The organism is Brevundimonas sp. C43, assembly GCF_030732185.1.
GTDB lineage: Bacteria > Pseudomonadota > Alphaproteobacteria > Caulobacterales > Caulobacteraceae > Brevundimonas > Brevundimonas diminuta_C.
On record NZ_CP132231.1, the window covers coordinates 3,172,314 to 3,193,180 of the forward strand.

Genomic DNA, 20,867 nt, shown 5'->3' on the forward strand with positions numbered 1-20,867 from the left:
GACTTCCCTGCACACCCTGTCCAACGGCGTTCGCGTCATCTGCGATCCGATGCCGGGGCTGAAGACCCTGGCCGTCGTCGTCACCGTCAAGGGCGGGGCGCGGTGGGAGCCGCTGGATCGCTCCGGCTGGTCGCACCTGCTGGAGCATCTGGTGTTCAAGGGCGCCGGCGACATGGCCGCGCGCGAGATCGTCGAGCGGATCGAGGCTGAGGGCGGCACGATCAACGCCTCTACCGGCTATGAGCGGACCAGTTTCGAGGTGCGGGGGCTGGACGGCTCGCTGCCGCTGGCCATGCAGGTGCTGTCGGACCTGGTGTTTCGCCCCACGCTGGACCCAGCCGAGATCGAGCGCGAGAAGGACGTGGTGGCCCAGGAGATCGCCGAGGCCTTCGACACGCCCGACGACCATGTGTTCGAGATGGTGCAGACGCGCGCCTTCGCCAAACAACCGCTGGGCCGTCCCATCCTGGGCTCGGTCGCCAGCTTGAAGCCGGCCGACAAGGCGTCGGTCGAGGCGTGGCGCGCGCGGCTGTATTCGCCCGACCGGATGGTGGTGTCGGTCTCAGGCGCGGTGGACGAGACCGAACTGCTGGCCCTGGCCGAGCGCTGGTTCGGCGATGCGGTCGCGACGCCGGCCGATGCGCCCGCGCCGGCCGCCTTCGTCGGCGGCCATGCCAGGCTGACGCGCAAGATCGAACAGGCCAATCTGGTGTTCCAGCTGCCCGCCCTGTCCGCGACCGATCCGGCGCTGTCGGCCATGCGGCTGTTCGGCGAGATCCTGGGCGGCGGCATGGCGTCGCGCCTGTTCCAAAGCGCGCGCGAGGAGCGGGGCCTGGCCTACGCCATCGACGCCTATCAGGAGCCGTACGAGGATACGGGCGTGCTGGGCATCTACGCCGGGGCGGCGGCGGATCGGGCGAAGGAACTGGCCGAGGTTTCGGCGGCCGAGGTGCGGGCCCTGGCCGAGGTCGGGCCGACCGAAAAGGAGCTGTCGCGGGCCAAGGCGGTGATGAAGGCCGGCCTATGGATGTCGGACGAAAACCCGATGAGTCGGGCCGGGCGCAACGCCGCACAAACCCTGATCTTCGGCGCCCCGCGCGCCAGCCTGTCGATGACCGAACAACTGGAAGCCCAGACGATCGAGGACGTGCGCGCCGTCGGCGGCCGGGTGCTGGCGTCAGGCCAGGCGGCCAGCGCCGTCCTGGGCCCGAAGTCGGCCGCACCAGTAGGCGAAGCGTTCGCGGCGGCCTTGTTCGCGGGTTAGGTTTTTGGAGCTTGACGTTCAGCGCTGCGACCAAGGCTGCGCGACTGCTTGGCGCTTTCTCATGGGCAATGCGAGCAGCTGAGGCTTAGCGCCAAGCGGTGACAAACTGTCGAAGCCGCACTGCATAATAATCATTGCTGCTATTGGTGTGACCGAGGCTTGGCTTTGAATGCCAAGACTGGCTGGAGGCGGGCATCGTCATCCGAATTATCGTAGGTTGGCGAAGGCATTTTCTTCGCCTCCAAAGCTTGCGCAACTGACAAAGCGCGCCTGCCTTCAGCGGTTCTGGTTGAGGGACTTGGCAGCCCGTAGACTGAGAAGTCAGTCACGTCGCAGTGCGCGACTATCCTAGCAACCCAATCGAGAGACGACACCGTCGTTCGATCAAGATTGGTTCGGCCCTGGTAGAACCTAAGATTAGCTAGGCCATCGCTGCATGTCGGTGGAGGGAGAGCGACCTTGGGATTCGTGGTGCATCCAGCCACTATAAACAATGCGACGATGGCGAAGCGTTTCATGATGATTACTTCGTATTTCGTGATCAATCGACCGTAGCGTCAGACGTTTCCCACTGACAATATAACAACTTAAGCGTCGCTCTATCATACTAGCAGACCCACTCTGCCTCGGCGAACGCTTGGGCTTGAGTAGGGGGCGTGTACCCTACGATGAGTGAGCCAGCGAAAACAGCTGACATCATTGCGACTTTTACAATGCTCATTGCAGTCTCCTCCAATGCCGGTCATGGCATTTCAGCGCTATGCCAACAAAGAAGATCGCGCAAAAGTAGCGAGCCTATATCGTATGACGTGTTTCGCTCGCGTGGCGAGCGTCCGTTTTCGGTGGTGAAGCATGAGGCTGAAAGCCACCCCTAACAGCCCGTCGTATTTCTGCTTTCCGCGCAGGCGGACGGCTAACGGATAGAACGGAACATCCGACCGCCGGGATCGGTTATGCTGGCGCTTGAACCCGTCCAGCCCGGAGACCTTTCATGACCGTCCGGGTCGCCCTGATCGTCGGCAGCCTGCGCAAAGGCTCCTATTCGCGCGCCATCGGCATGGAGATGAAGGCTTTGGCCGAGCCGGGGCTGGAGATCGAGCCGGTCGAGATCGGCGACCTGCCGCTCTATGATCCCGACCTGGAGACCGACAATCCGCCGCCGGCCTGGGAGCGGTTCCGCGAGGAGGTGGCGACGACCGAGGCGGTGCTGTTCGTTACGCCCGAATACAATCGCTCCATTCCCGGCGCGCTGAAAAACGCCCTGGACGTCGGCTCGCGCCCCTACGGCCACAGCATCTGGCAGGGCAAGCCCGCCGCCATCGTCAGCGTCTCGCCCGGCGCCGTCGCGGCCTTCGGCGCCAACCACCACCTGCGCCAGCCGCTGGTGTTCCTGAACATGCCGACCATGCAGCAGCCCGAGGCCTATATCGGCAATGTCGCCGACCTGCTGGACGAGAACGGAAAGCTGAAGAAGGACGACACCAAGGCCTTCCTGAAAAGCTTCACCGACGCCTTCGCCGCCTGGATCGACAAGACGAAGGCGTGAGACCGTTTTACGCTGTCGGAATGACGGGGTGGAATCAATGAATGACTCAGAGCGGAAGCGATGGGGCAGCCCCTTACGAAAGCGGGCCTTCTACGCCGCTCTCGCAGCCCTGTTTCTGGTCGCCATAATAAGTCTCGCGCGAGCGGTCATCTGACGCTTCCCATCTCTGGTGCAGAGACCGTCTTCAACCGTTAGCAGATGTTCGAAACAGCGTTTCCGCTATCTAACCGAGCCCGGAATTGAAAACGGCGGCTCCGTGAGGAGCCGCCGTCGCCAGTTCAGCCGTGAGGCTGAAATCAGCCGATGGTTTGCAGCTGGCCAGCCGATTCCTTGCCCGAACGCTTGTCGCGTTCCAGCTCGTAGGAAACCTTCTGGTTTTCGTCCAGGCCGCGCAGGCCGGCGGCTTCGACAGCCGAGATGTGAACGAAGACGTCCTTGCCGCCATCTTCAGGCTGGATGAAGCCGTAGCCCTTGGTGGCGTTGAACCATTTGACAGTGCCGGTAGCCATTTTGAGACCTCCGTTAGAAATTGACCGAGGGAACGTCCCTGCGGCCTGTCGGGTCTGAATGGGAGCGGCCTTGACTCGTGCGTTCGCAGAGAGAGTGGGCGTTACGCAGAGAGATCGACGAGCCCTATGTGCGCAGATATTGGCTGTGGATGCAAGCTTGGGGCGACGGGTCCGAAAATCCAATGATCGGAACGGTTTAGCTTGGGGTGCGTTACCGAACAGCACGAAAGGCCATCCCATGAACCGCACCCACGTCGTCGAGCGCGCCTATCAGCTCGCCCGCACCAACGATTGTCTGAACACCGGCGACGTCGTCAAGGCGCTGTCGGGCGAGGGCTATTCGGGCGCCGAAATCTCGCATTTCCAGGGCAGCTCGATCCGCGCCGACCTGAACCGCATCTGCAAGATGCCAAAGCCCGAAGCCGCCTGATCCCTAATGCGCGCCGGCGCCCTCCGGCAAATGCATCTTCTCGAACCGCCCCACCCGCGTGACCAGGGTGCGGGCGGCGTCGTTCATGCCCGTGACCTGCACGTCCGCGCCCTGACGGCGGTAGCGGAAGACGACCTTGTCCACGGCGGCGACCCCGGTCAGGTCCCACAGATGGGCGTCGCCGAGATCGATCTCGACGCGCGTGGGTTGGCCGTGATGCTCGAAGCTGGCGGCGAACAGATCGGCGGAGGCGAAGAACAGCTGGCCTGAGACGCGGTAGCGCAGCACGCCCGGTTCCGGCGTCGGAACCTCGGTCACGGCGATGGTCTTGCCGACCTTGCGCATGAAGAAGATCGCCGACAGCAGCACGCCCAGGATGACGCCCTTTGAAAGGTCGTGAGTGGCGACGACCGTCACGGTGGTGGCGATCATGACGATGGACGACTGAAGCGGGGTGGAGCGCAGCTTCATCACCGAGGACCAGTCGAAGGTGCCGATCGAGACCATGATCATGACGGCGACCAGGGCGGCCATCGGGATCCGGGCGACCCAGGTCTGAAGCGCCAGCATCAAAAACAGCAGGAACAGCCCGGCCCACAGGGTGGACAGACGCCCGCGCGCGCCCGAGGTGACGTTGATCATCGACTGGCCGATCATGGCGCAGCCCGCCATGCCGCCGAACAGGGGCGACAGGATGTTGGCGATCCCCTGGCCGCGCGTCTCGCGATCCTTGTCCGACGGGGTGTCGGTGATGTCGTCGATCAGGTTCGCGGTCAGCAGGCTTTCCAGCAGGCCGACGAAGGCCAGGGTCGCCGAGATGGGCGCGATGATGACCAGCATCTCCCACGTCAGCGGGACGGCGGGCAGGTGGAACATCGGCAGGCTGGTCGGCATCTGGCCCATGTCGCCGACGGTGCGCACGTCCAGCTTCAGCACGATCACAAGGGCGCTGATGGCGACGATGGCGACCAGGGGCGAAGGCACGGCCTTGGTGATGCGCGGAAAGCCGTAGATGACGACCAGGGCCGCCGCGACCAGGGCGTAGGTGATCCAGCCCCGACCGATCAGCTCGGGCATCTGGGCCAGGAAGATCAGGATGGCCAGGGAGTTGACGAAGCCGGTCATGACGCTGCGGCTGACGAACTTGATGTAGCGGCCCAGCTTCAGCAGGCCGATGACGATCTGGAACACGCCGCACAGGATCGAGGCGGCGAACAGATATTCCAGCCCGTGGTCGCGCACGAGCGTGACCATCAGCAGGGCCATGGCGCCGGTCGCGGCCGAGATCATGGCCGGCCGCCCGCCGACGAAGGCGATGGTCACGGCGATGACCACGCTGGCGTAGAGGCCGACGGCGGGATCGACGCCGGCGATGATGGAAAAGGCGATGGCTTCGGGGATCAGGGCCAGGGCCACGACGGTCCCCGCCAGAAGATCGCGGCGAGGATTGGCGAGCCATTGCTGGCGCGCGGAGGCGATGATGGACATTTCAGGATTTCATCTGGATGAGCCTGACCGACGTTTCGGTTTCCGGCGGCTCGGTTTCCCAGCGGATCGGCGGCGGGGATAGCCACCCGTCGCCTGCGAACAGGGCCGGGTCCAAGGTGATGGTGTCCTGATGCGATGTTGCGCCGCAAAAAGCAAGCGTGGCGGCTAGACCAGACCGTTCATCGCCGGCGCCTCGGCGGCGCTGCCGGGGAAGACGCGGGCGTCCAGCGCGGCGCGGTCGAGGCCCATGTGATCGCGCAGCACGCCCTTGAACACCGAACGGATGTCCAGGGTCGGGGCCAGGTCGCGGTTCTCGAACAGGCGGTTGTCGGCCAGGGTTGGCCAGTCGCCGATGGGGCCGCCGCGCTTGACCGCACCGCCCGCCAGCAGAAGCGACGAGCCGGTGCCATGGTCAGTGCCTTGCGTGCCGTTGGCGCGGGCGGTGCGGCCGAACTCGGTGGCGACGATGACCGCCGTGCGCGACCAGGTCTCGCCCAGGCCGTCCTTCAGGCCCGTGACCAGTTGATCCAGGCCCGTCAGCCGCGTCTGAAGCTGGGCGCGCTGGCCCGCATGGGTGTCCCAGCCGTCCAGCGAGACGGCGACGATGTCGGCGCCCTGCGGTCCTGTCATCAGCCTGGCGACGGCCTGGCCCAGGCCCTGGACGTCGTTGCGACGCAGGCGTTGGTCGCCGCTCTCCATGCCGACCAGCTGCTCGGTCGCGAGACCCCGCGCCAGGTTCTGGCCCAGCATCGGATCCTCGACATAGAGGTCCTGAAGCAAGGAGGCGATGCGGTCGCCGTCGCGCACCAAACCGCCGGGCGCCCAGCTGGACACCGGCGCGTCGCCGCGCAGGATCAGCGGGGTCTGGGCGCCGATCGACAGGCCCTTCAGCGACGTTCCGCCAGCCGCGACGATGGCGCGGTTCAGCCAGCCGTCGGACTGTTGGCGCAGACCTTCGCCGCCGTTCTCCAGCACGTCCTGGGCGTCGAAGTGCGAGCGGATGCGCACGGGCAGGGCGACGGCGGGGGCGAACCGCATCTGACCCTGACCATAGAGGGCGTGCAGGCCGGCCAGCGCCGGATGCAGGCCGAAGCCTTCGCTCAGGGCCAGGGCGCCGTTCGCCTCGCCGGGCGCGGCGATGGCCAGACCACCGCGCAAGGGGACGTAGTTCGGATCGGCGTAAGGCGCGGTGACGGACAGGCCGTCCATGGCGCCGCGCGCGATGACGACGACCATCTTGTTGGCCGGGCCGCCGGTCTGGGCGGCGACGCGGCCGGCGAAGGCCAGGCCGACCCCGGCGGAGGCGGCGGCCAGCAGATGGCGGCGGTTCAAGTTGGGGGCGGTCATCGGCGTTGGAACTCCGGCGACATGAACAGAAGGGTGAGGGCCTCGGGCCGGCTTTCGGCGCGGGCGACGGCGAGGCGGGTGCGTTCGCCGAGGCACGGTCCGAGGGCGGCTGCGGCGACCGCGTTTGGATCGCTCGCGTGCGCCAGATCGGCGGCGGTGCGCGACCAATTCAGCCGTTTGACCAGGGCGTCAGGACCTGCCCAGTCGGCGGCCGTATCGGGCCAGCCCTCGGGCGACGGGGGCGAGAAAGGCGGCTGACCCATGTCGAGCAGGGGCTGGCGCAGCGGCTGGATCCGCTGCGGTCGCGTGCCCAGCGCGCGGTTGGCCGAGACGATGAAATCGTAGGGCGTCTTGATCTTGGCGGACTGGGGCGTCCAGGTCTCGGGCGCCTCGACCAAGGCGCGGGCGACCTGGGCCAGGTCGCCGCCGGAGCCGGTCCAGGCCGCTTCCAGCCGTGCGACCAGAGCGGGCGGCGGATCGTCGGCGACGAAATGAGCGGCGAGACGGCGCGACAGGCGTTTGCCGGTCGCCGGATGCCGGGCCAGGTCGCGCAGGATGGCCTGGCCCTGGGCCAGGCCCGCCGCCGGATAGGTCTTGCCCATCACCGTGCGGGCGCCGGGTTCGTGGACATTGGCGCGGAATACGAAGCCGTCGGGACCGGGCTCGGCCTGGGCGGCCATGTTGCGCGCGCGGCGGGGACGGTTGGGCTGACGCTGGTCGCGAGCGGCGGGAATGGACCAGCCGGTCAAGGCCCGCGCCAGTTCGGTCACGTCGCCCTGCGTATAGCCCCCGTCGGCGCCGAGCGTGTGCAACTCCATCATCTCGCGGGCCAGGTTCTCGTTCAGCCCGGCGTTGCGGCGCGCGCCGGCCATGCTGTCGGGACCGACCGAGCGGGCCTGATCCAGATACAGAAGCATGGCGGGATGCTGTTCGGCGGCCAGGACCAGATCCTCGAACCGGCCGAAGACGTGGGGGCGGATGGCCTCGCGCTCGTATTGGCCGACGAAGGCGCCGCTGGCGAACTTGGCGGCCGAGACGGTAAGGGCGTTCGACCAGAACAGGGCCCAGCGCTCGGCAAAGCCGTCGTCGGTGGTCACGCCGAGCTGGGCGCGGGCCAGGAACTCCTGCGCCGTGTCCTGGGTGATGTCGCGGCGGGCGGCCTGACGGGCTTCGCGCCGGGCGACGGCCTGCGGATCGGCGGCGTCCGGCATACCGGAAGCGGGGGCAGGGGAGGGTGCGGCATCGGCCGTCGCCGGAGCCGCGGCGCGTCGGTCGCGGCGGACCAGGCCGGCGTCGCTCTGGTAGTCGATGTATTGGGCGACGCGTTCGGTGGTGTCGGCGAACTGGCCCGACGGCTGTGGCGCGCCCTGGGAACGAATCTGGGCCGTGGCCCAGCCGCGCGGATCGGCGGCGACGCGGTCGATCTCGCCAGGCCGGGCGCCCAGACCCAGGCGGGTCAGGGCGACGGCGGCGTCGGTCGGTGATGAAGCCATGGCCTTCTCCTCGTCCGTCCCCCGCACACTGTAACGCCTTTGGGCGAAAACTCCGTCGCGGGGTCGGATTTGAGAGTCAGGCCGGTTGGGCCAGGCCGGCCTCCGCGTTCGCGATCAGGTCGCGGTCGTCGACCTGCCACGGGTGGAAGTCGGGTTTGTAGAAAGCCAGGTAGTCGCCGATCATCCGGCGATATAGGCCCGGCTTCAGCCACAGCCAGCGGAACAGGCCCAGACGCGCGCGCCAGCCGACGATGCCGTCCTGTTTCAGCAGCATGAAGGTCGTCTCGCGCACCGTGCGGGTGAACAGCAGCGTCGTCAGGAACATGGCCCAGCGCCGGATGCGCCAGCGCTTCAGCGGACTGAGGTCCCGGGTCGCGTGCAGGAAGACGTCATAGGCCACGCCCTTGTGCTCGATCTCCTCGATGGAGTGCCAGCGCCACAGGCGGGCCAGGTCGTGGGGCGAGCCCTTCAGCAGCTCCGGATCGGCCAGCAGCCGATGGGCGAAGGCGGCGGTGAAATGCTCCAGCGCCATGGTCGCCGCCAACTGGGCCAGGGCCGGACGGGCGCGGGCGATGTCGAGACGGGCGGTGACATAGGCCTCGATCTCGGCGGTGTCGTAGCCGGCGCGTTCGGTGATGGCGTTGAAGGCCATGTGCTCGCGGGTGTGGGCGCCCTCCTGGACCGTGAAGGCGCGGATATCGGCGGCCAGGGCCGGGGGCGCGTCCTTGGCGAACCGCTTGACCGACTGGATGAAGAACCGCTCGCCGTCGGGGAAGGTCAGGCTGAGGGCGTTCATCACGGCGGTGCCGAACGGGTCGCCGTTCAGCCACCAGCGTGGCGTCGGAGCCTCGCGGTCGATATGCAGGTCGCGCGGCTTGATCTGGAGGTCGGCGGGGGTGGCGGATTTCGCCATGGTTCTGCTCCTCGATTTCGAGCGGAGGATGGAGTTAACTGACATCAATGTCAACTAATGGTCTGGTAAAGCGACGGCGCGGGGCGGTGGCGCGCGAAGAGGCGCTGGAGGCGGCGCGCGACCTGCTGCTGACCGGCGGGCCGGCGGCGGTGACGCTGAAAGCGGTGGGCGAACGGATGGGCGTGGGGCACGCCAATCTGATCCATCATTTCGGCTCGGCGGCCGGGCTTCAGGGTGCGCTGATGGATGCGATGGTGCGCGATCTGGCGCAGCGGATCGAGGCCGGCCTGAACGAGGGCTCGGGAGAGGGCCGCGACGGCGTCGAGCCGGGGCGGCTGATGAGCGTCGTGTTCGACGCCTTCGGACCGGGTGGCGCCTCGCAGATGGCGGCCTGGCTGGCGCTGGCGCGCGAGCAGGGCCGGGCGGAGAGCTTCGCCGAGGTGGTGCGCGATCTGGCCGAACGGCTGGCGGCCATGGCGCCAGATGATCCCAGGGCGGCCGAGCGGGCCAAGGCCCTGGTGGTGACGGCGGCCTATATGGCCTTCGCCGAGGGGCTGATCGGGGACATCCTGACGCCGATGCTGGGCGCGCCCGAGGGGCTGGGCCGTGACCTGGCGCTGAAGCTGACCGCGACACTTTTGGCCGAACCGTAAGGTTCAGAGCCGAATCTTGATGCTATAGTCCCCATCAATGGCGCTTCTGGACTGGATGAGCGATGTGGCCGGGCCCGTGATCCGGGGGGACGGCGTGCTGCTGCGCCCGCCGCGCGCCGCCGATTACGCCGCCTGGTCCACGCTTCGCGACGGCTCGCGCGACTATCTGCAGCCGTGGGAGCCGGCCTGGCCCGAGGACGACCTGACCAAGGCGGCCTTCCGGCGCCGGCTGTCGATCTATGCGCGCGAGATGGAGCTGGGCAACGCCTGGCCCTTCTTCGTTTTCGTGCAGGACGGCAAGACCCTGGCGGGGGCGGTGACCCTGTCGAACGTGCGGCGCGGCGTCGCCGAGACGGGGACGCTGGGCTACTGGATCGGTCAGCCGTTTTCCGGTCAGGGCGTGGCGACGGCCGGCGTTCGGGCCGTCGTCGGCTATGCGTTCGACAAGCTGAAGCTGCACCGGCTGGAGGCGGCCTGTCTGCCCACCAACCACGGGTCGCGACGGGTGCTGGAGAAGTCCGGCTTTCGCAACGAAGGTCGGGCTCGCGCTTATTTGAAAATTAACGGCGAGTGGGCAGACCATTTGTTGTTCGGCCTGGTCGAGGACGAGCGTTGACGGCCGGGGGCCGTCTGGAAGGGCGAGACGCGTGACACCACGATCCCGATCGCTGGCCTGGGACGCCACGACCGCCATCGAGGCGCTGGCCGCCGCCGAAACGGCCCTGTGGGTCTGGACGCCCGCGGCGGACGAGCTGCGGTTCACCGGCGCGACGCGATCGCTGGGCCTGGGGCCGCTTGCGCCGGAATGCACGGCCGCCGGATTCGTCGCCCTGGCCATGCCGCAGGATCGCAGTCTGGCCGAGCGGATGCTCAAACCCCAGGACGAGGGCGCCGAGATCGCCGTGCGTCTGCGGATGCGCGGGTCCGAGACCTGTCTGTGGCGCGGCGTCTGGCTGGAGGACGGCCTGCGCGCCGCCGGCGTCGTGGCGCTGGAGACCAAGTTCGCCGGATCGGACCGCGATACGCTGACGGGCCTGCTGGATCGTCGCGCCTTCCTGGCCCGCGTCAGCGAGGTGCTGACCCAGCCCGGCGAATACGAAATCGTGGTCGGCGACGTGGACCGGCTGCGGCGCCTGAACGAGGCGCTGGGGCATGAGCGGACCGACCTGGTGCTGTCGGCCCTGGGCTCGCGTCTGGCCGCCGCCTTCAACAAGGACGCCTCGGCCGCGCGGATCGGCGAGGATGAGTTCGCCATCATCGTCCCCAAGACCGCCTCGCACACCAGCTACCGCGTGCGTGACGCGCTGGAGCAGCCGCTGCGGGTCGCGGGCTTCGACATCTATCCGACCGTCTCGATCGGGGCGGTGATGGTGGAGGGTGGGCCGGATGCGCCCGACGCCGCCGAACTGTTGCGCCGGGTCGAGCTGGCGGTGGAATCGGCCAAGGGCGCCGGGCGCGGCGGATCGGCCGCCTATGGCCGGGCGCTGGAAAGCGACAGCCTGAGCCGTCTAGCGCTGGAGGCGGATCTGAGGAACGCCTTCGTGCGCGGCGAGATCGTGCCCTTCTTCCAGCCCATCGTGAACCTGAACACCGGGGCCGTCGCCGGTTTCGAGGCGCTGGCGCGCTGGCGTCACCCGCGCCGGGGTCTGGTGCCGCCGGACGAGTTCCTGGGCCTGACCGCCGACCTTGGGATGATGAACGACCTGGGCCTGCTGATGATGACCCAGTCGGCGCGGCAGCTGGCCGAATGGATCGAACGCCATCCGCTGGCCGGCAAGCTGTTCTGCAGCGTCAACCTGTCGGTGGGCGAGATCGAGCGCCCGCACCTGTGCGAGGACGTGGCGCGCATCATCAAGGAAACCGGCCTGCCCAAGGGCGCGCTGAAGCTGGAGGTCACCGAGGGCGACATCATGCGCGACACCGCGCGCGCCGCCGAGGTGCTGCAGTCGCTGAAGGATGTCGGAGCGTCGCTGGCGCTGGACGATTTCGGCACCGGATTCTCGTCCCTGTCCTATCTGGCGCGCCTGCCCTTCGATACGCTGAAGATCGACCGCTATTTCGTGCTGACGATGAACAAGGACGAGGGTTCGGCCAAGATCGTCAAGTCGGTGGTCAACCTGGGCCGCGACCTGTCGCTGGAAGTCGTCGCCGAGGGCGTGGAGAACGCCGAACTGGCCCGCCTGCTGCTGGACGCCCAATGCCACTACGGCCAGGGCTTCGGCTATGCCCCCGCCCTGCCGGCGCAGGAGGCCGAGGTCTATCTGGCCGAAAGCCTGGCCGACGGCACCGCGCCGCTGAAGCAGCGGTCGGCCTAGGGCTTAGATCGCGTTTAGGGGCAGGCGCAGGTAGCGCTGGCCGTTGGCTTCCGGGGGCGGCAGGTCGCCGGCGCGGATATTGACCTGAAGCGAGGGCAGGATCAGTTGCGGCGCGCCCAGGGTGGCGTCGCGGGCCTCGCGCATGGCGACGAAGGCGTCTTCCGATACGCCGCCGCCGATGTGGATGTTGTGCGCGCGTTGTTCGGCCACGGTGGTCTCGAACCGGTAGTCGGCGCGGCCCTGGGGCAGGTAGTCGTGGCCGACGAAGATGCGGGTGTCGTCGGGTAGGGCCAGCAGGCGCTGGATCGAGCGATACAGGGTCCGGGCGTCGCCGCCGGGGAAGTCCGTTCGCGCCGTGCCATAGTCGGGCATGAACAGGGTGTCGCCGGTGAACACCGCATCGCCGATCCGGTAGCTGACACAGGCGGGGGTGTGGCCGGGCGTGTGGATCACCTCCATTGTCAGATCGCCCAGCGCAAAGGCGTCGCCGTCTGCATAGAGATGATCGAACAGCGCGCCGTCCGGGCGCACATCGTCGGCGCCGAACAGAGGGCCGAAGGCGGACTGAACCTGGGTGATCCGCCCGCCGATGCCGATCGACACGCCCGTCGTCGCACGCAGGTGCGCCGCCGCCGTCAGGTGGTCGGCGTGGGCGTGGGTTTCGAGCACCAGAGCCAGTTTCAGCCCCTCCGACCGCAGCGCCGCCATGACGGCGTCGATCGACCGCGTCGACGTGCGGGCCGAGGGCGCGTCGAAGTCTAGGACGGGGTCGATGATCGCCGCGTGACCCGTCGCGGGGTCGCTGACCAGATAGGTGACGGTGTGGGTCGCGGGATCGAAAAAGCCGCGGACGTCGGGGGATTGGGTCATGGAGGACGCTCCTTTCGCAATCCAATATATTAGACATTGCTTATTTAGCAAGTGCGCATATATTGCGCCCCATGATCGACCTTCAGACCATCGGACTTGAGCGTTTCCAGGCCAGCGCCGGCGAGGCGGCGGCGTTGCTGCGCGCGCTGTCCAACGAGAAGCGGCTGATGATCCTGTGTCAGTTGGGCGAGGGCGAGATGTCCGTAGGCCAACTGCTGCCCCAGGTCGGCCTGTCGCAATCGGCCCTGTCCCAGCACCTGGCCAAGCTGCGCGACGAGGCGCTGGTCAGCACCCGTCGAGACGGCACGACCATCTTCTATCGCATCGCCGATCCGGCCGTCCTGAAGGTCATCGCCGTGCTGGCCGAAATCTATTGTCCCCCTGTTTCCTCCGAAAAGGCATGATCCCCATGAGCGTCCTGACCCCCCTCTCCCCCGCTGAGGTTTCGCGCCGGCTGAAGCAGAACACAGCCGTGCTGGTCGACATTCGCGAGCCGGATGAGTTCGCCAGAGAGCATGTCGTCGGCGCCGTCCATGCGCCGCTGTCGGCCTTCGACGCCTTTACGCCCGCCGGCGTCGACGGCCGCGACGTCATCTTCACCTGCCGGACCGGCAATCGGACGGGCGTCAACTGCGACCGTCTGGCGGCCAAGACGACGGGCCAAGCCTTTGTTCTGGAGGGCGGGCTTGACGCCTGGAAGGCGCAGGGCCTGGCCACCCATGCCGATCGTTCAAAGCCGATCGAACTGATGCGTCAGGTGCAGATGGTCGCGGGCGGGCTGATCCTGATCGGAGCGGCGCTGGGGCTGCTGGTGCATCCGGCCTTCTGGGGCCTTTCGGCCTTTGTCGGGGCCGGTCTGTTCGTCGCGGGCGCAACGGGCTTTTGCGGCATGGCGCGGCTGCTGGCCGTGATGCCCTGGAACAGGACCGCGACCCGGCCCGTGACAAGAGCGGCATAAAACGATGACGACGGAACTGACCCCGCTGGTCCTGACCGCCTTCAGCGGCGGCGTCGTCGCCCTGCTGCTGACCCTGTTCGGCGGCGGCGGGTCGGTTCTGGCCGTGCCGCTGCTGCTTTATGTCGTCGGCGTCGCCGATCCCCATGTCGCCATCGGCGTGTCGGCGGCGGGGGTGGCGCTGAACGCCCTGACGGCTCTGGCCGGTCATGCCAGGGCAGGGCGGGTGCGCTGGCCCTGCGCGACCCTGTTCGCCATCACCGGCGCGGCCGGGGCGTGGTTCGGTTCGTCCCTGGCCAAGATGATCGACGGCCATCAGCTGCTGCTGATCTTCGCTGTCGCCATGGCGGCCGTGGGCGTGTCGATGCTGCGTCCCAAGGCGGCGGTCGCGCGGGACGAGCCCCGGCTGAACTGGTCGATGTCGCCGCGCGTCGGCATGGCGGGCGCCGGCGTCGGCTCGGCTGCAGGCTTCTTCGGCATCGGCGGCGGCTTTCTGATCGTGCCCGGCCTGATGGCATCGACGGGCATGAGCCTGGCGACCGCCCAGGCGACGTCTTTGCTCAGCGTGGCCGCGTTCGGGGCGACGACGGCGGGCAACTATGCGCTGTCCGGCTGGGTCGATCCGGGCCTGGTCGCCGCCATGGCGGTCGGCGGGGTCGCCGGGACGGCGGCGGGTCTGCCGCTGGCGCGCCGGCTGGGATCGAACGCCCGGCTTGGTCGCATCCTGTTTGCGGGCCTGATCCTGGTGGTCGCCGCCTATGTCGCGGTGCGCGCCGTCCTGGCGCTCTGACACCTCTGTTCAGCGGGCCGTCTTTCGACGACAGTTCCGCCCATGACCGACGCCAGACTGGAGATCGCCGCCGGCTTTGCGACCTTGCAGGGGCCCAAGGCGGATAATCAGGATTTCGGCGGCGTCCACATCGGCACGGCGGCCGAGCAGCGCGAACACGGGGTGGTGGCGGTGATCGCCGACGGGGTGTCGGGATCCAAGGCCGGGCGGATGGCGGCGGAGCTGACGACGCGCAGCTTCATCGACGGCTATCTGGATCAGAACCCGCTGAACGGCATCGCCGCCAACGGCGTCAAGGCGCTGAGGGGTTTCAACCGCTGGCTCCATTCGCGCGCGCGGATCGATCCGGCCATGGAGGGGGCGGCGACGACATTTACGGCCCTGATCCTGCGCGGGCGCGAGGCGACGGCGCTTCATGTCGGCGACAGCCGGGCCTGGCATTTCCGCGATGGCGTTCTGACGCGGCTGACGGAAGACCACACGCGCGCCCAGCAGGGGCTCAGCCATGTGCTGTACCGCGCCGTCGGCATCGAGGCGGATGTGAAGCTGGATGTGCGGCAAGTGCGGCTGGAGCCGCATGACCGTCTGCTGCTGACCACCGACGGTGTGCATGGAGTGTTGGCCGATGCGGTGATCGCCGGCCTGTTGGGACGGCGCAGTTCGCCCGACGCGGACGCCAAGGCGATCCTGGCCGAGGTCGAGGCGGCCGGGCCGCGCGACAACGCCACCGTCATCGTCATCGACGTGGTCCGCACCGGCGCGCCCGACTGGGAGGCGATCACCGCCGAGGCGGAAGGGTTGGCCATCCTGCCGCCGCCCGCCGTGGGCGATAATGTCGACGGGTTCGCGCTTCAGCGGATCGTGGCGGACGGGCGCTATACGACCCTGTTTCTGGCGAAGGATACGCTGCGCGACGCGGGCATGGTGGTGCTGAAGTTTCCCAAGCCCGCCGTGGTGTCCGAGCGCGGCGCGCGCACCGCCTTTCTGCGCGAAGCCTTTATCGGGCGGCGCATCGACAGCCCCTTTGTCGGCAAGGTGCTGAGCCTTGATGCGGGTCGCCAGAGCCGGCTCTATATCGCCCAGCCCTTCCATGCCGGTCAGACCTTGCATGCACGGTTGGCGGAGGAGGGGCCGTTTGAAATCGCCGAAGGGATCGGCGTTGCGCTGCGCCTAGCGCGGGCGGTTTCGGTCCTGCACCGGGCGGGGGTGACGCACCGCGACATCAAGCCGGACAATGTGATCCTAGAGACACAGGGCGGGCTAAAACTGGTCGACCTGGGCGTCGCACGCCTGCGGCTGGCCGAGGAGTTCGCCGAGGCCGAGGCGCCCGGCACCGCCGGCTACAAGGCGCCGGAAATGTATGCGGGCGAGAGCGGCGACGCCGCGACCGATCAGTTCGCCCTGGGGGTGACGCTGTATCGCCTGTTCACCCGCACCTATCCGTGGGGCGAGGTGGATCCGGCCGATGCGCCGCGCTTCGACCGGGCGCCCGCACCGCCGACGCGACACCGGCCGGATATGACCGCCTGGCTGGAGGCGGCCATCATGCGCGCCGTCTCCGTCGATCCGAACGAGCGGTTCGAGGATGTCGAGGAACTGATCCATGTGCTGGAGACCGGCAGCGCCGTCGCCGCCCCGCCGCCGCGCCAGCTGTCCCTGATCGAGCGCGATCCGGTGCGATTCTGGCAGGGCGTCAGCCTGGTACTGCTGATCGCCTTTCTGGTGTCGATGGCGACGCGCTAGCCGCCCATACGCTCAATCTCAGCGATCGGATGTGCGACATTTGGCGGGGCAAAAGCTTGGGAACCTGTGGCCGAGTTTGGCTTTTGTGACGGCGAGCGGGGATGTCGCGCCCGCACTTCTCGGCACGAAAGCCTCCCCCCAAATGATCAAGACCCTCGCCTCCAGCGCCCTGGCCCTGGCCATGGTTTCCACCCCCGCCCTGGCCCAGTCCGTCGCCCCCGACTGGTCCGGCCCCTACATCGGCATCTTCGGCGGCTACAACCAGTCGAACGACGACGGCGACGAAAACCTCGGTTTCGACCGCAATCTGGATGGCCGCTACGGCGATCAGGTCACGACGGCCCTCGGCAACGCCTTCAGCCCCGGCTTCTGCGGCGGAACGGCGACCAGCACCGTTCCCACCACCGGCTGCCGTGACGACAACGACGGCGTCGAAGCGGGCGTTCGCGCCGGTTACGATATGCAGTTCGGCAACTTCGTCGTCGGCGCCCTGGCGGAATACAGCGTCAACAATGTCCAGGATTCGGTGACCGGCTTCTCGACCACCCCGGCCTTCTACACCTTCACGCGTGAGCTGGAGAGCACCGCAGCCGCCCGCCTGAAGCTGGGCTATGCAGCCGGTCCGGCGCTGATCTATGGCACCGGCGGCTACGCCTATGGCAAGTTCGAAAACAAGTTCCGCACCTCGAACCAGGCCAACAGCTTCACTGAAACCAGCGAAGGCGATGACGGCGACGGCTGGCAGGCCGGCGGCGGCGTGGAATACGCCCTGGGTCGCGGTCTGACGGTCAGCGGCGAATACCTCTACACTTCGCTGGACGTCGACAGCCCGGTCATCCGCGTCGGCAACACCGGCACGACGCCTCCCGGCAACCCGTTCATCTCGGCTCCGAACACCACGGGCACCGACATGATCCGCAGCAACGGCAAGTTCGGAACGCACATGTTCCGCATCGGCATGAATTACCGCTTCTAATCGTCAAGCGGGCGGTCTGGCGTCAGGCCCGGCCGCCCTGGCTCGACAGCATGGCCGCGTCCACGCCCAACTGGGCGAGGGCGCGCGTCCATTTCGACGTGTGTTCGCCGTCGAAAATCAGGTCCAGATCGGCGTCGGCGGTCAGCCAGACGTTGTCGGCCAGCTCTTCCTCCAACTGCCCCTCGCCCCAGCCGGCATAGCCCAGCAGCAGGGCCGAGCGGCGCGGACCGGCGATTTCGTCGGTCATGGCGGCCAGCGCCTCGCGCGTGCCGGTCATCGCCAGACCGTCGCCGAAGGCCAGGGTGTCGTCGCCCACCGTCCAGTCGTCGGTATGCAGCACGAAGCCGCGCTCGCGCTCGACCGGTCCGCCCATCAGGACCGCGCGACCGATGGATTGATCGGGCGCCGGCGCGTGCAGCTTGTCCAGAACCGTCTTCAGATCCACGCCCGGCGCCGGTCGATCCAGCCGCAGGCCCATGGCGTGATCCGGCCCGTGGGCGCAGATCAGGATGACGGCGTGCTCGAACCGGGCGTCGTCGATCCCGGGCATGGCGACCAGCAGTCGGCCGGTCAGGGTGGAGGCTTGGCTCATGATCCTGGCATCATCCGTCCGGAAAGCGGCGCAAGCAAGCCGAACCGGCGCTTGCGGTGTCGCCCGTGGTGTCTATGTGTCGCACACGGCCGTTGAAACGGGCCGGCCTCAAACCTCAGCGAGACAGACATGACCATCCAGATCGGCGATCGCATCCCGAACGCAACCCTCGCCCAAGCGACCGCCGAGGGCCCCAAGCCCGTCAGCACCGACGACATCTTCGCCGGCAAGACCGTGGCCCTGTTCGCCGTGCCCGGCGCCTTTACCCCCACCTGCTCGGCGCGTCACCTGCCGGGCTTCAAGGATCACCTGGCCGACATCCAGGGCAAGGGCGTCGATACGGTCGCCTGCATCTCGGTCAACGACGCCTTCGTCATGAAGGCCTGGGGCGAGAGCCAGGGCATCACCGACGACAGCATCGTCATGCTGGCCGACGGCAACGGCGAACTGACCCGCGCCCTGGGTCTGGTGCTGGACGGTTCGGGCTTCGGCCTGGGCGAACGTTCGCAGCGCTATTCCATGCTGGTCAAGGACGGCGTGGTCGAGCAGCTGAACATCGAACAGGGCGGCGAGTTCAAGGTGTCCTCGGCCGAGCATCTGCTGGCGCAGCTCTAAATTGGATCAATCCACGCTACTGCTTCGCTACTCGAGCGTGGATTGATCGTGAACTCGGATGTGTTCACTCCGGAGAAGCGCAGCGCCGTGATGCGTCGCGTGAAGGGGCGGGACACGTCGCCGGAACTGGCCGTGCGCAGGATCCTGCGTGCGGCCGGGATCGGATATCGACTGGGCGGCATGGGTCTGCCGGGCCGCCCGGATGTGGTGATGAAGGGCCGCAAGGTCGCCCTGTTCGTCCACGGCTGCTTCTGGCACGGCCATGATTGCGCCCGTGGATCACGCCAGCCCAAGACCAACGCCGATTACTGGATCGCCAAGATTGACCGCAACCGCGCGCGCGACACCGCCGCCGTGACGGTGCTGGCGGGGTCAGGCTGGCGCGTGGTCGTGGTCTGGGAATGCGAGATGAAACAGCCCGACTTCGCCGCGCGTCTGGTCGCGGGCGTCCGGGGTCAGGCGGCCTCGGTCGCGGCCTGAGCTGCGGTGTCGTTCAGGACGTGCTGCAAGGCGCCGATCAGGGCGGGCGGCGTCAGGGGCTTGGAGACGAAATAGGCCATGCCGGCCGCCTGACAGGCCGCGACGTCCTCGGGCGCGGTGTCGGCGGTGACGGCGACGACCGGGGTGGCGGCGTTCGGTCCGCCGCCGGCGCGCAGGCGACGCGTCGTCTCGCGCCCGTCCAGCTCGGGCATCCGGACATCCATGAAGATCACGTCGAACACCGCCTCCTGACAGCGTTCCAGCGCGATCATGCCGTCGGCGGCGGTGGTGATCTCGCAGCCCAACGGCTGAAGGATCAGCTGCACGGCGCGGCGGTTGATGTCGTGATCGTCCACGACCAGCAGGCGCAGCGGCTGATCTTCGGCCTCTTCGGCGACCGCAGGCGTCGCAGCGACCGGCTCGGGCTCAGCGGCGGGGGAAAGGGCGACGGACGCGGGCTGGGGCGTGGGCGCGACCGAGGGCGTCAGCGAGCGGGCGATGTCCAGGCGGCTTTCATCGACGACCTCGACGATCTGCGTCGCCTCGTCGCCACGCGGCAGGATCAGGGAGACAGTGAAGCGCGAACCCTGACCCGGCGCGCTGCGCACGGTCAGTCGGCCCCCCATCAGGTCGATCAGATTGCGGCTGATCGCCAGCCCCAGGCCCGAGCCGCCGTAGCGGGCGGAGACGCCGTCGGCGGTCTGGTCGAACGGGGTGAACAGGCGGGCCAGTTGATCGCTCGTCATGCCCGGACCCGTGTCCACGATCTCGAACAGCAGGGCGTATCCCGACGGTTCCTCGGGCCAGGCCTGGACCCGCAGGGTGATCTGGCCCTGCTCGGTGAACTTCATGGCGTTGGACATCAGGTTGTTCAGCACCTGACGGATGCGCATGACGTCGCCCTTGACGTGGCGGGGCATGGCCGAGGCGCCTTCGATGCGCAGCTTCAGCCCCTTGGCGTCGGCGACGCCGCGCCACAGCATCAGGGTCTGGGCCAGCATTTGCCGCAGGTCGAAATCCTTGGCCTCGACCGTCATCCGTCCGGCGCCGATCCGGGTGTGGTCCAGCAGGTCGTCCAGCAGGGCCTTCATCATCAGGCCGGCGTCGGTGATCAGATTGGCGCTGTTGCGCGACTGGGCGTCGGGCGCGCGCAGCTCGGCGGCGCCGGCCAGGATCGCGCCGATCGGGGTGCGCAGGTCGTGTCCGATGGCGGCCAGGAAGGTGGTGTGGTCGGCCAGACTGCGCTCGGCGTTGAGGCGTGATGCCTCGGCCGAGGCATGGGCGCGCACGACGTTGGCGCTGGCCTCGACCATGCGCTGGCCGGTGATGGCGACATAGAAGGTGAACAGCACGACTGCAGCGGCCGCCGACATGACCAGCGGGCCGGGGGCGTCGAGGGCGTAAACGAAGACCGGCGTAGCCAGCAGGAAGCCGGTCTGAGGGGCAAGGCCGGCGATCATCACGGCCTGACAGCGGTTTGCATTCAGCATCGCCGTCAACATGCAGGCGCTCAGCATCAGGGCTGCGCTGACGCCGCCAATTGCGCCGCCGATCTTCCACATCACCAGCGATAGGGCGGCGAAGACGGAGGAACTGACCGCAACGACGGTCAGGACGGCCAGCTTTCGGCCGCTGGAAAGCTCTCCGGGCGCCTTCAGGATCGGTCGATACACGACCATCTCCATGGCCTGGACCGCCAGATACAGCACGACCCAGCCGAAGGTGAACCGCACCCCGACCATCGGGGTCACAACCAGGGCGACAGCCGCCGCCGCCACGACCCGTTGCACCGCCGCGCCCGAGCGCTGGCGAACGGCGGCGGTCCAGCTGCTTTCAGCGATATCGACGGCGGTCGATTTCATTCAGGCCCTCGAATGACGAACGCAGA

The 20,867-nt window shown here is 67.9% G+C and carries 21 protein-coding genes and 1 other annotated feature; of the genes, 13 read left to right on the plus strand and 8 right to left on the minus strand.

Features of this window, described 5'->3' with window-relative positions; genetic code table 11:
• The first annotated feature begins 49 nt into the window (after positions 1-49).
• Positions 50-1,264: a pitrilysin family protein gene (locus tag Q9R14_RS15925; protein WP_306003016.1), complete on the plus strand. Its 1,215-nt coding sequence runs from the start codon at positions 50-52 to the stop codon at positions 1,262-1,264.
• A gap of 991 nt (positions 1,265-2,255) precedes the next feature.
• Positions 2,256-2,810, plus strand: coding sequence for an NAD(P)H-dependent oxidoreductase (locus tag Q9R14_RS15930; RefSeq protein ID WP_306003017.1), 555 nt, complete (start codon positions 2,256-2,258; stop codon positions 2,808-2,810).
• Between the two features lie 296 nt (positions 2,811-3,106).
• On the opposite strand, the gene Q9R14_RS15935 is transcribed toward Q9R14_RS15930, so the two are convergent.
• Positions 3,107-3,319, minus strand: coding sequence for a cold-shock protein (locus Q9R14_RS15935; protein ID WP_017505731.1), 213 nt, complete (start codon positions 3,317-3,319; stop codon positions 3,107-3,109).
• A 238-nt stretch (positions 3,320-3,557) separates the two neighbouring features.
• Between Q9R14_RS15935 and Q9R14_RS15940 the strand changes: the two genes are divergently transcribed.
• Positions 3,558-3,749, plus strand: coding sequence for a hypothetical protein (locus Q9R14_RS15940; protein WP_017505732.1), 192 nt, complete (start codon positions 3,558-3,560; stop codon positions 3,747-3,749).
• A gap of 3 nt (positions 3,750-3,752) precedes the next feature.
• On the opposite strand, the gene Q9R14_RS15945 is transcribed toward Q9R14_RS15940, so the two are convergent.
• The 4 genes from Q9R14_RS15945 to Q9R14_RS15960 form a co-directional block, all read right to left on the minus strand.
• Positions 3,753-5,231, minus strand: a complete 1,479-nt coding sequence (locus Q9R14_RS15945) for a SulP family inorganic anion transporter (protein WP_371929798.1) — start codon at positions 5,229-5,231, stop codon at positions 3,753-3,755.
• Positions 5,232-5,289: 58 nt separating this feature from the next.
• Positions 5,290-5,353, minus strand: a sequence feature (sul1 is cis-regulatory element that is thought to sense ions involved in sulfur or methionine metabolism; They are found in Alphaproteobacteria).
• Between the two features lie 49 nt (positions 5,354-5,402).
• Positions 5,403-6,584: a DUF1501 domain-containing protein gene (locus Q9R14_RS15950; RefSeq protein WP_306003019.1), complete on the minus strand. Its 1,182-nt coding sequence runs from the start codon at positions 6,582-6,584 to the stop codon at positions 5,403-5,405.
• Complete coding sequence (locus tag Q9R14_RS15955) at positions 6,581-8,077, minus strand: DUF1800 domain-containing protein (RefSeq protein ID WP_306003020.1); 1,497 nt, start codon at positions 8,075-8,077, stop codon at positions 6,581-6,583. The genes Q9R14_RS15950 and Q9R14_RS15955 overlap by 4 nt, the downstream gene beginning before the upstream one ends.
• Positions 8,078-8,153: 76 nt before the next feature.
• Entirely contained in the window at positions 8,154-8,990 is an 837-nt protein-coding gene (locus Q9R14_RS15960; RefSeq protein WP_306003021.1) for a metal-dependent hydrolase, read from the minus strand.
• Between the two features lie 47 nt (positions 8,991-9,037).
• On the opposite strand from Q9R14_RS15960, the gene Q9R14_RS15965 reads away from it, so the two are divergent.
• From Q9R14_RS15965 to Q9R14_RS15975, 3 genes are read left to right on the plus strand one after another with little or no spacing between them, the layout of a single operon-like run.
• On the plus strand, positions 9,038-9,643 hold the full coding sequence (locus tag Q9R14_RS15965; RefSeq protein WP_306003022.1) for a helix-turn-helix domain-containing protein: 606 nt from the start codon (positions 9,038-9,040) through the stop codon (positions 9,641-9,643).
• A 37-nt stretch (positions 9,644-9,680) separates the two neighbouring features.
• Positions 9,681-10,259 (plus strand): GNAT family N-acetyltransferase, encoded by a 579-nt coding sequence (locus Q9R14_RS15970; RefSeq protein WP_039244861.1) that lies wholly within the window; start codon positions 9,681-9,683, stop codon positions 10,257-10,259.
• A 31-nt stretch (positions 10,260-10,290) separates the two neighbouring features.
• Positions 10,291-11,958, plus strand: a complete 1,668-nt coding sequence (locus Q9R14_RS15975; RefSeq protein WP_045809768.1) for a bifunctional diguanylate cyclase/phosphodiesterase — start codon at positions 10,291-10,293, stop codon at positions 11,956-11,958.
• 3 nt (positions 11,959-11,961) lie between these two features.
• Here the strand turns inward: Q9R14_RS15975 and Q9R14_RS15980 are convergent, their stop codons facing one another.
• Positions 11,962-12,828 carry an MBL fold metallo-hydrolase gene (locus tag Q9R14_RS15980; RefSeq protein WP_306003023.1) on the minus strand — a complete coding sequence of 289 codons (867 nt, stop codon included), beginning with the start codon at positions 12,826-12,828 and terminating at the stop codon, positions 11,962-11,964.
• A gap of 71 nt (positions 12,829-12,899) precedes the next feature.
• On the opposite strand from Q9R14_RS15980, the gene Q9R14_RS15985 reads away from it, so the two are divergent.
• The 5 genes from Q9R14_RS15985 (at position 12,900) to Q9R14_RS16005 (ending at position 17,292) form a co-directional block, all read left to right on the plus strand.
• Positions 12,900-13,232 carry a helix-turn-helix transcriptional regulator gene (locus tag Q9R14_RS15985; RefSeq protein WP_017505741.1) on the plus strand — a complete coding sequence of 111 codons (333 nt, stop codon included), beginning with the start codon at positions 12,900-12,902 and terminating at the stop codon, positions 13,230-13,232.
• 5 nt (positions 13,233-13,237) lie between these two features.
• On the plus strand, positions 13,238-13,786 hold the full coding sequence (locus Q9R14_RS15990) for a rhodanese family protein (protein WP_306003024.1): 549 nt from the start codon (positions 13,238-13,240) through the stop codon (positions 13,784-13,786).
• Positions 13,787-13,790: 4 nt separating this feature from the next.
• Positions 13,791-14,573: a sulfite exporter TauE/SafE family protein gene (locus Q9R14_RS15995; protein WP_306003025.1), complete on the plus strand. Its 783-nt coding sequence runs from the start codon at positions 13,791-13,793 to the stop codon at positions 14,571-14,573.
• Positions 14,574-14,615: 42 nt separating this feature from the next.
• Positions 14,616-16,316, plus strand: coding sequence for a bifunctional protein-serine/threonine kinase/phosphatase (locus tag Q9R14_RS16000; protein ID WP_306003026.1), 1,701 nt, complete (start codon positions 14,616-14,618; stop codon positions 16,314-16,316).
• A gap of 142 nt (positions 16,317-16,458) precedes the next feature.
• Entirely contained in the window at positions 16,459-17,292 is an 834-nt protein-coding gene (locus tag Q9R14_RS16005) for an outer membrane protein (protein ID WP_306003027.1), read from the plus strand.
• Between the two features lie 22 nt (positions 17,293-17,314).
• Here the strand turns inward: Q9R14_RS16005 and Q9R14_RS16010 are convergent, their stop codons facing one another.
• Entirely contained in the window at positions 17,315-17,884 is a 570-nt protein-coding gene (locus Q9R14_RS16010; protein ID WP_161639543.1) for a YqgE/AlgH family protein, read from the minus strand.
• Positions 17,885-18,013: 129 nt separating this feature from the next.
• Here Q9R14_RS16010 and Q9R14_RS16015 point away from each other — a divergent pair, with 129 nt between their 5' ends.
• Together Q9R14_RS16015 and Q9R14_RS16020 are read left to right on the plus strand one after the other, a co-directional pair.
• Positions 18,014-18,499, plus strand: coding sequence for a peroxiredoxin (locus tag Q9R14_RS16015; RefSeq protein ID WP_039244844.1), 486 nt, complete (start codon positions 18,014-18,016; stop codon positions 18,497-18,499).
• Positions 18,500-18,547: 48 nt separating this feature from the next.
• A complete protein-coding gene (locus Q9R14_RS16020; RefSeq protein WP_306004166.1) occupies positions 18,548-18,979 on the plus strand; it encodes a very short patch repair endonuclease in 432 nt (143 codons plus the stop codon).
• On the opposite strand, the gene Q9R14_RS16025 is transcribed toward Q9R14_RS16020, so the two are convergent.
• Positions 18,955-20,841 (minus strand): ATP-binding protein, encoded by a 1,887-nt coding sequence (locus Q9R14_RS16025; RefSeq protein WP_306003028.1) that lies wholly within the window; start codon positions 20,839-20,841, stop codon positions 18,955-18,957. The two genes, Q9R14_RS16020 and Q9R14_RS16025, sit on opposite strands and share 25 nt — an antisense overlap.
• Positions 20,842-20,867: the final 26 nt, after the last annotated feature.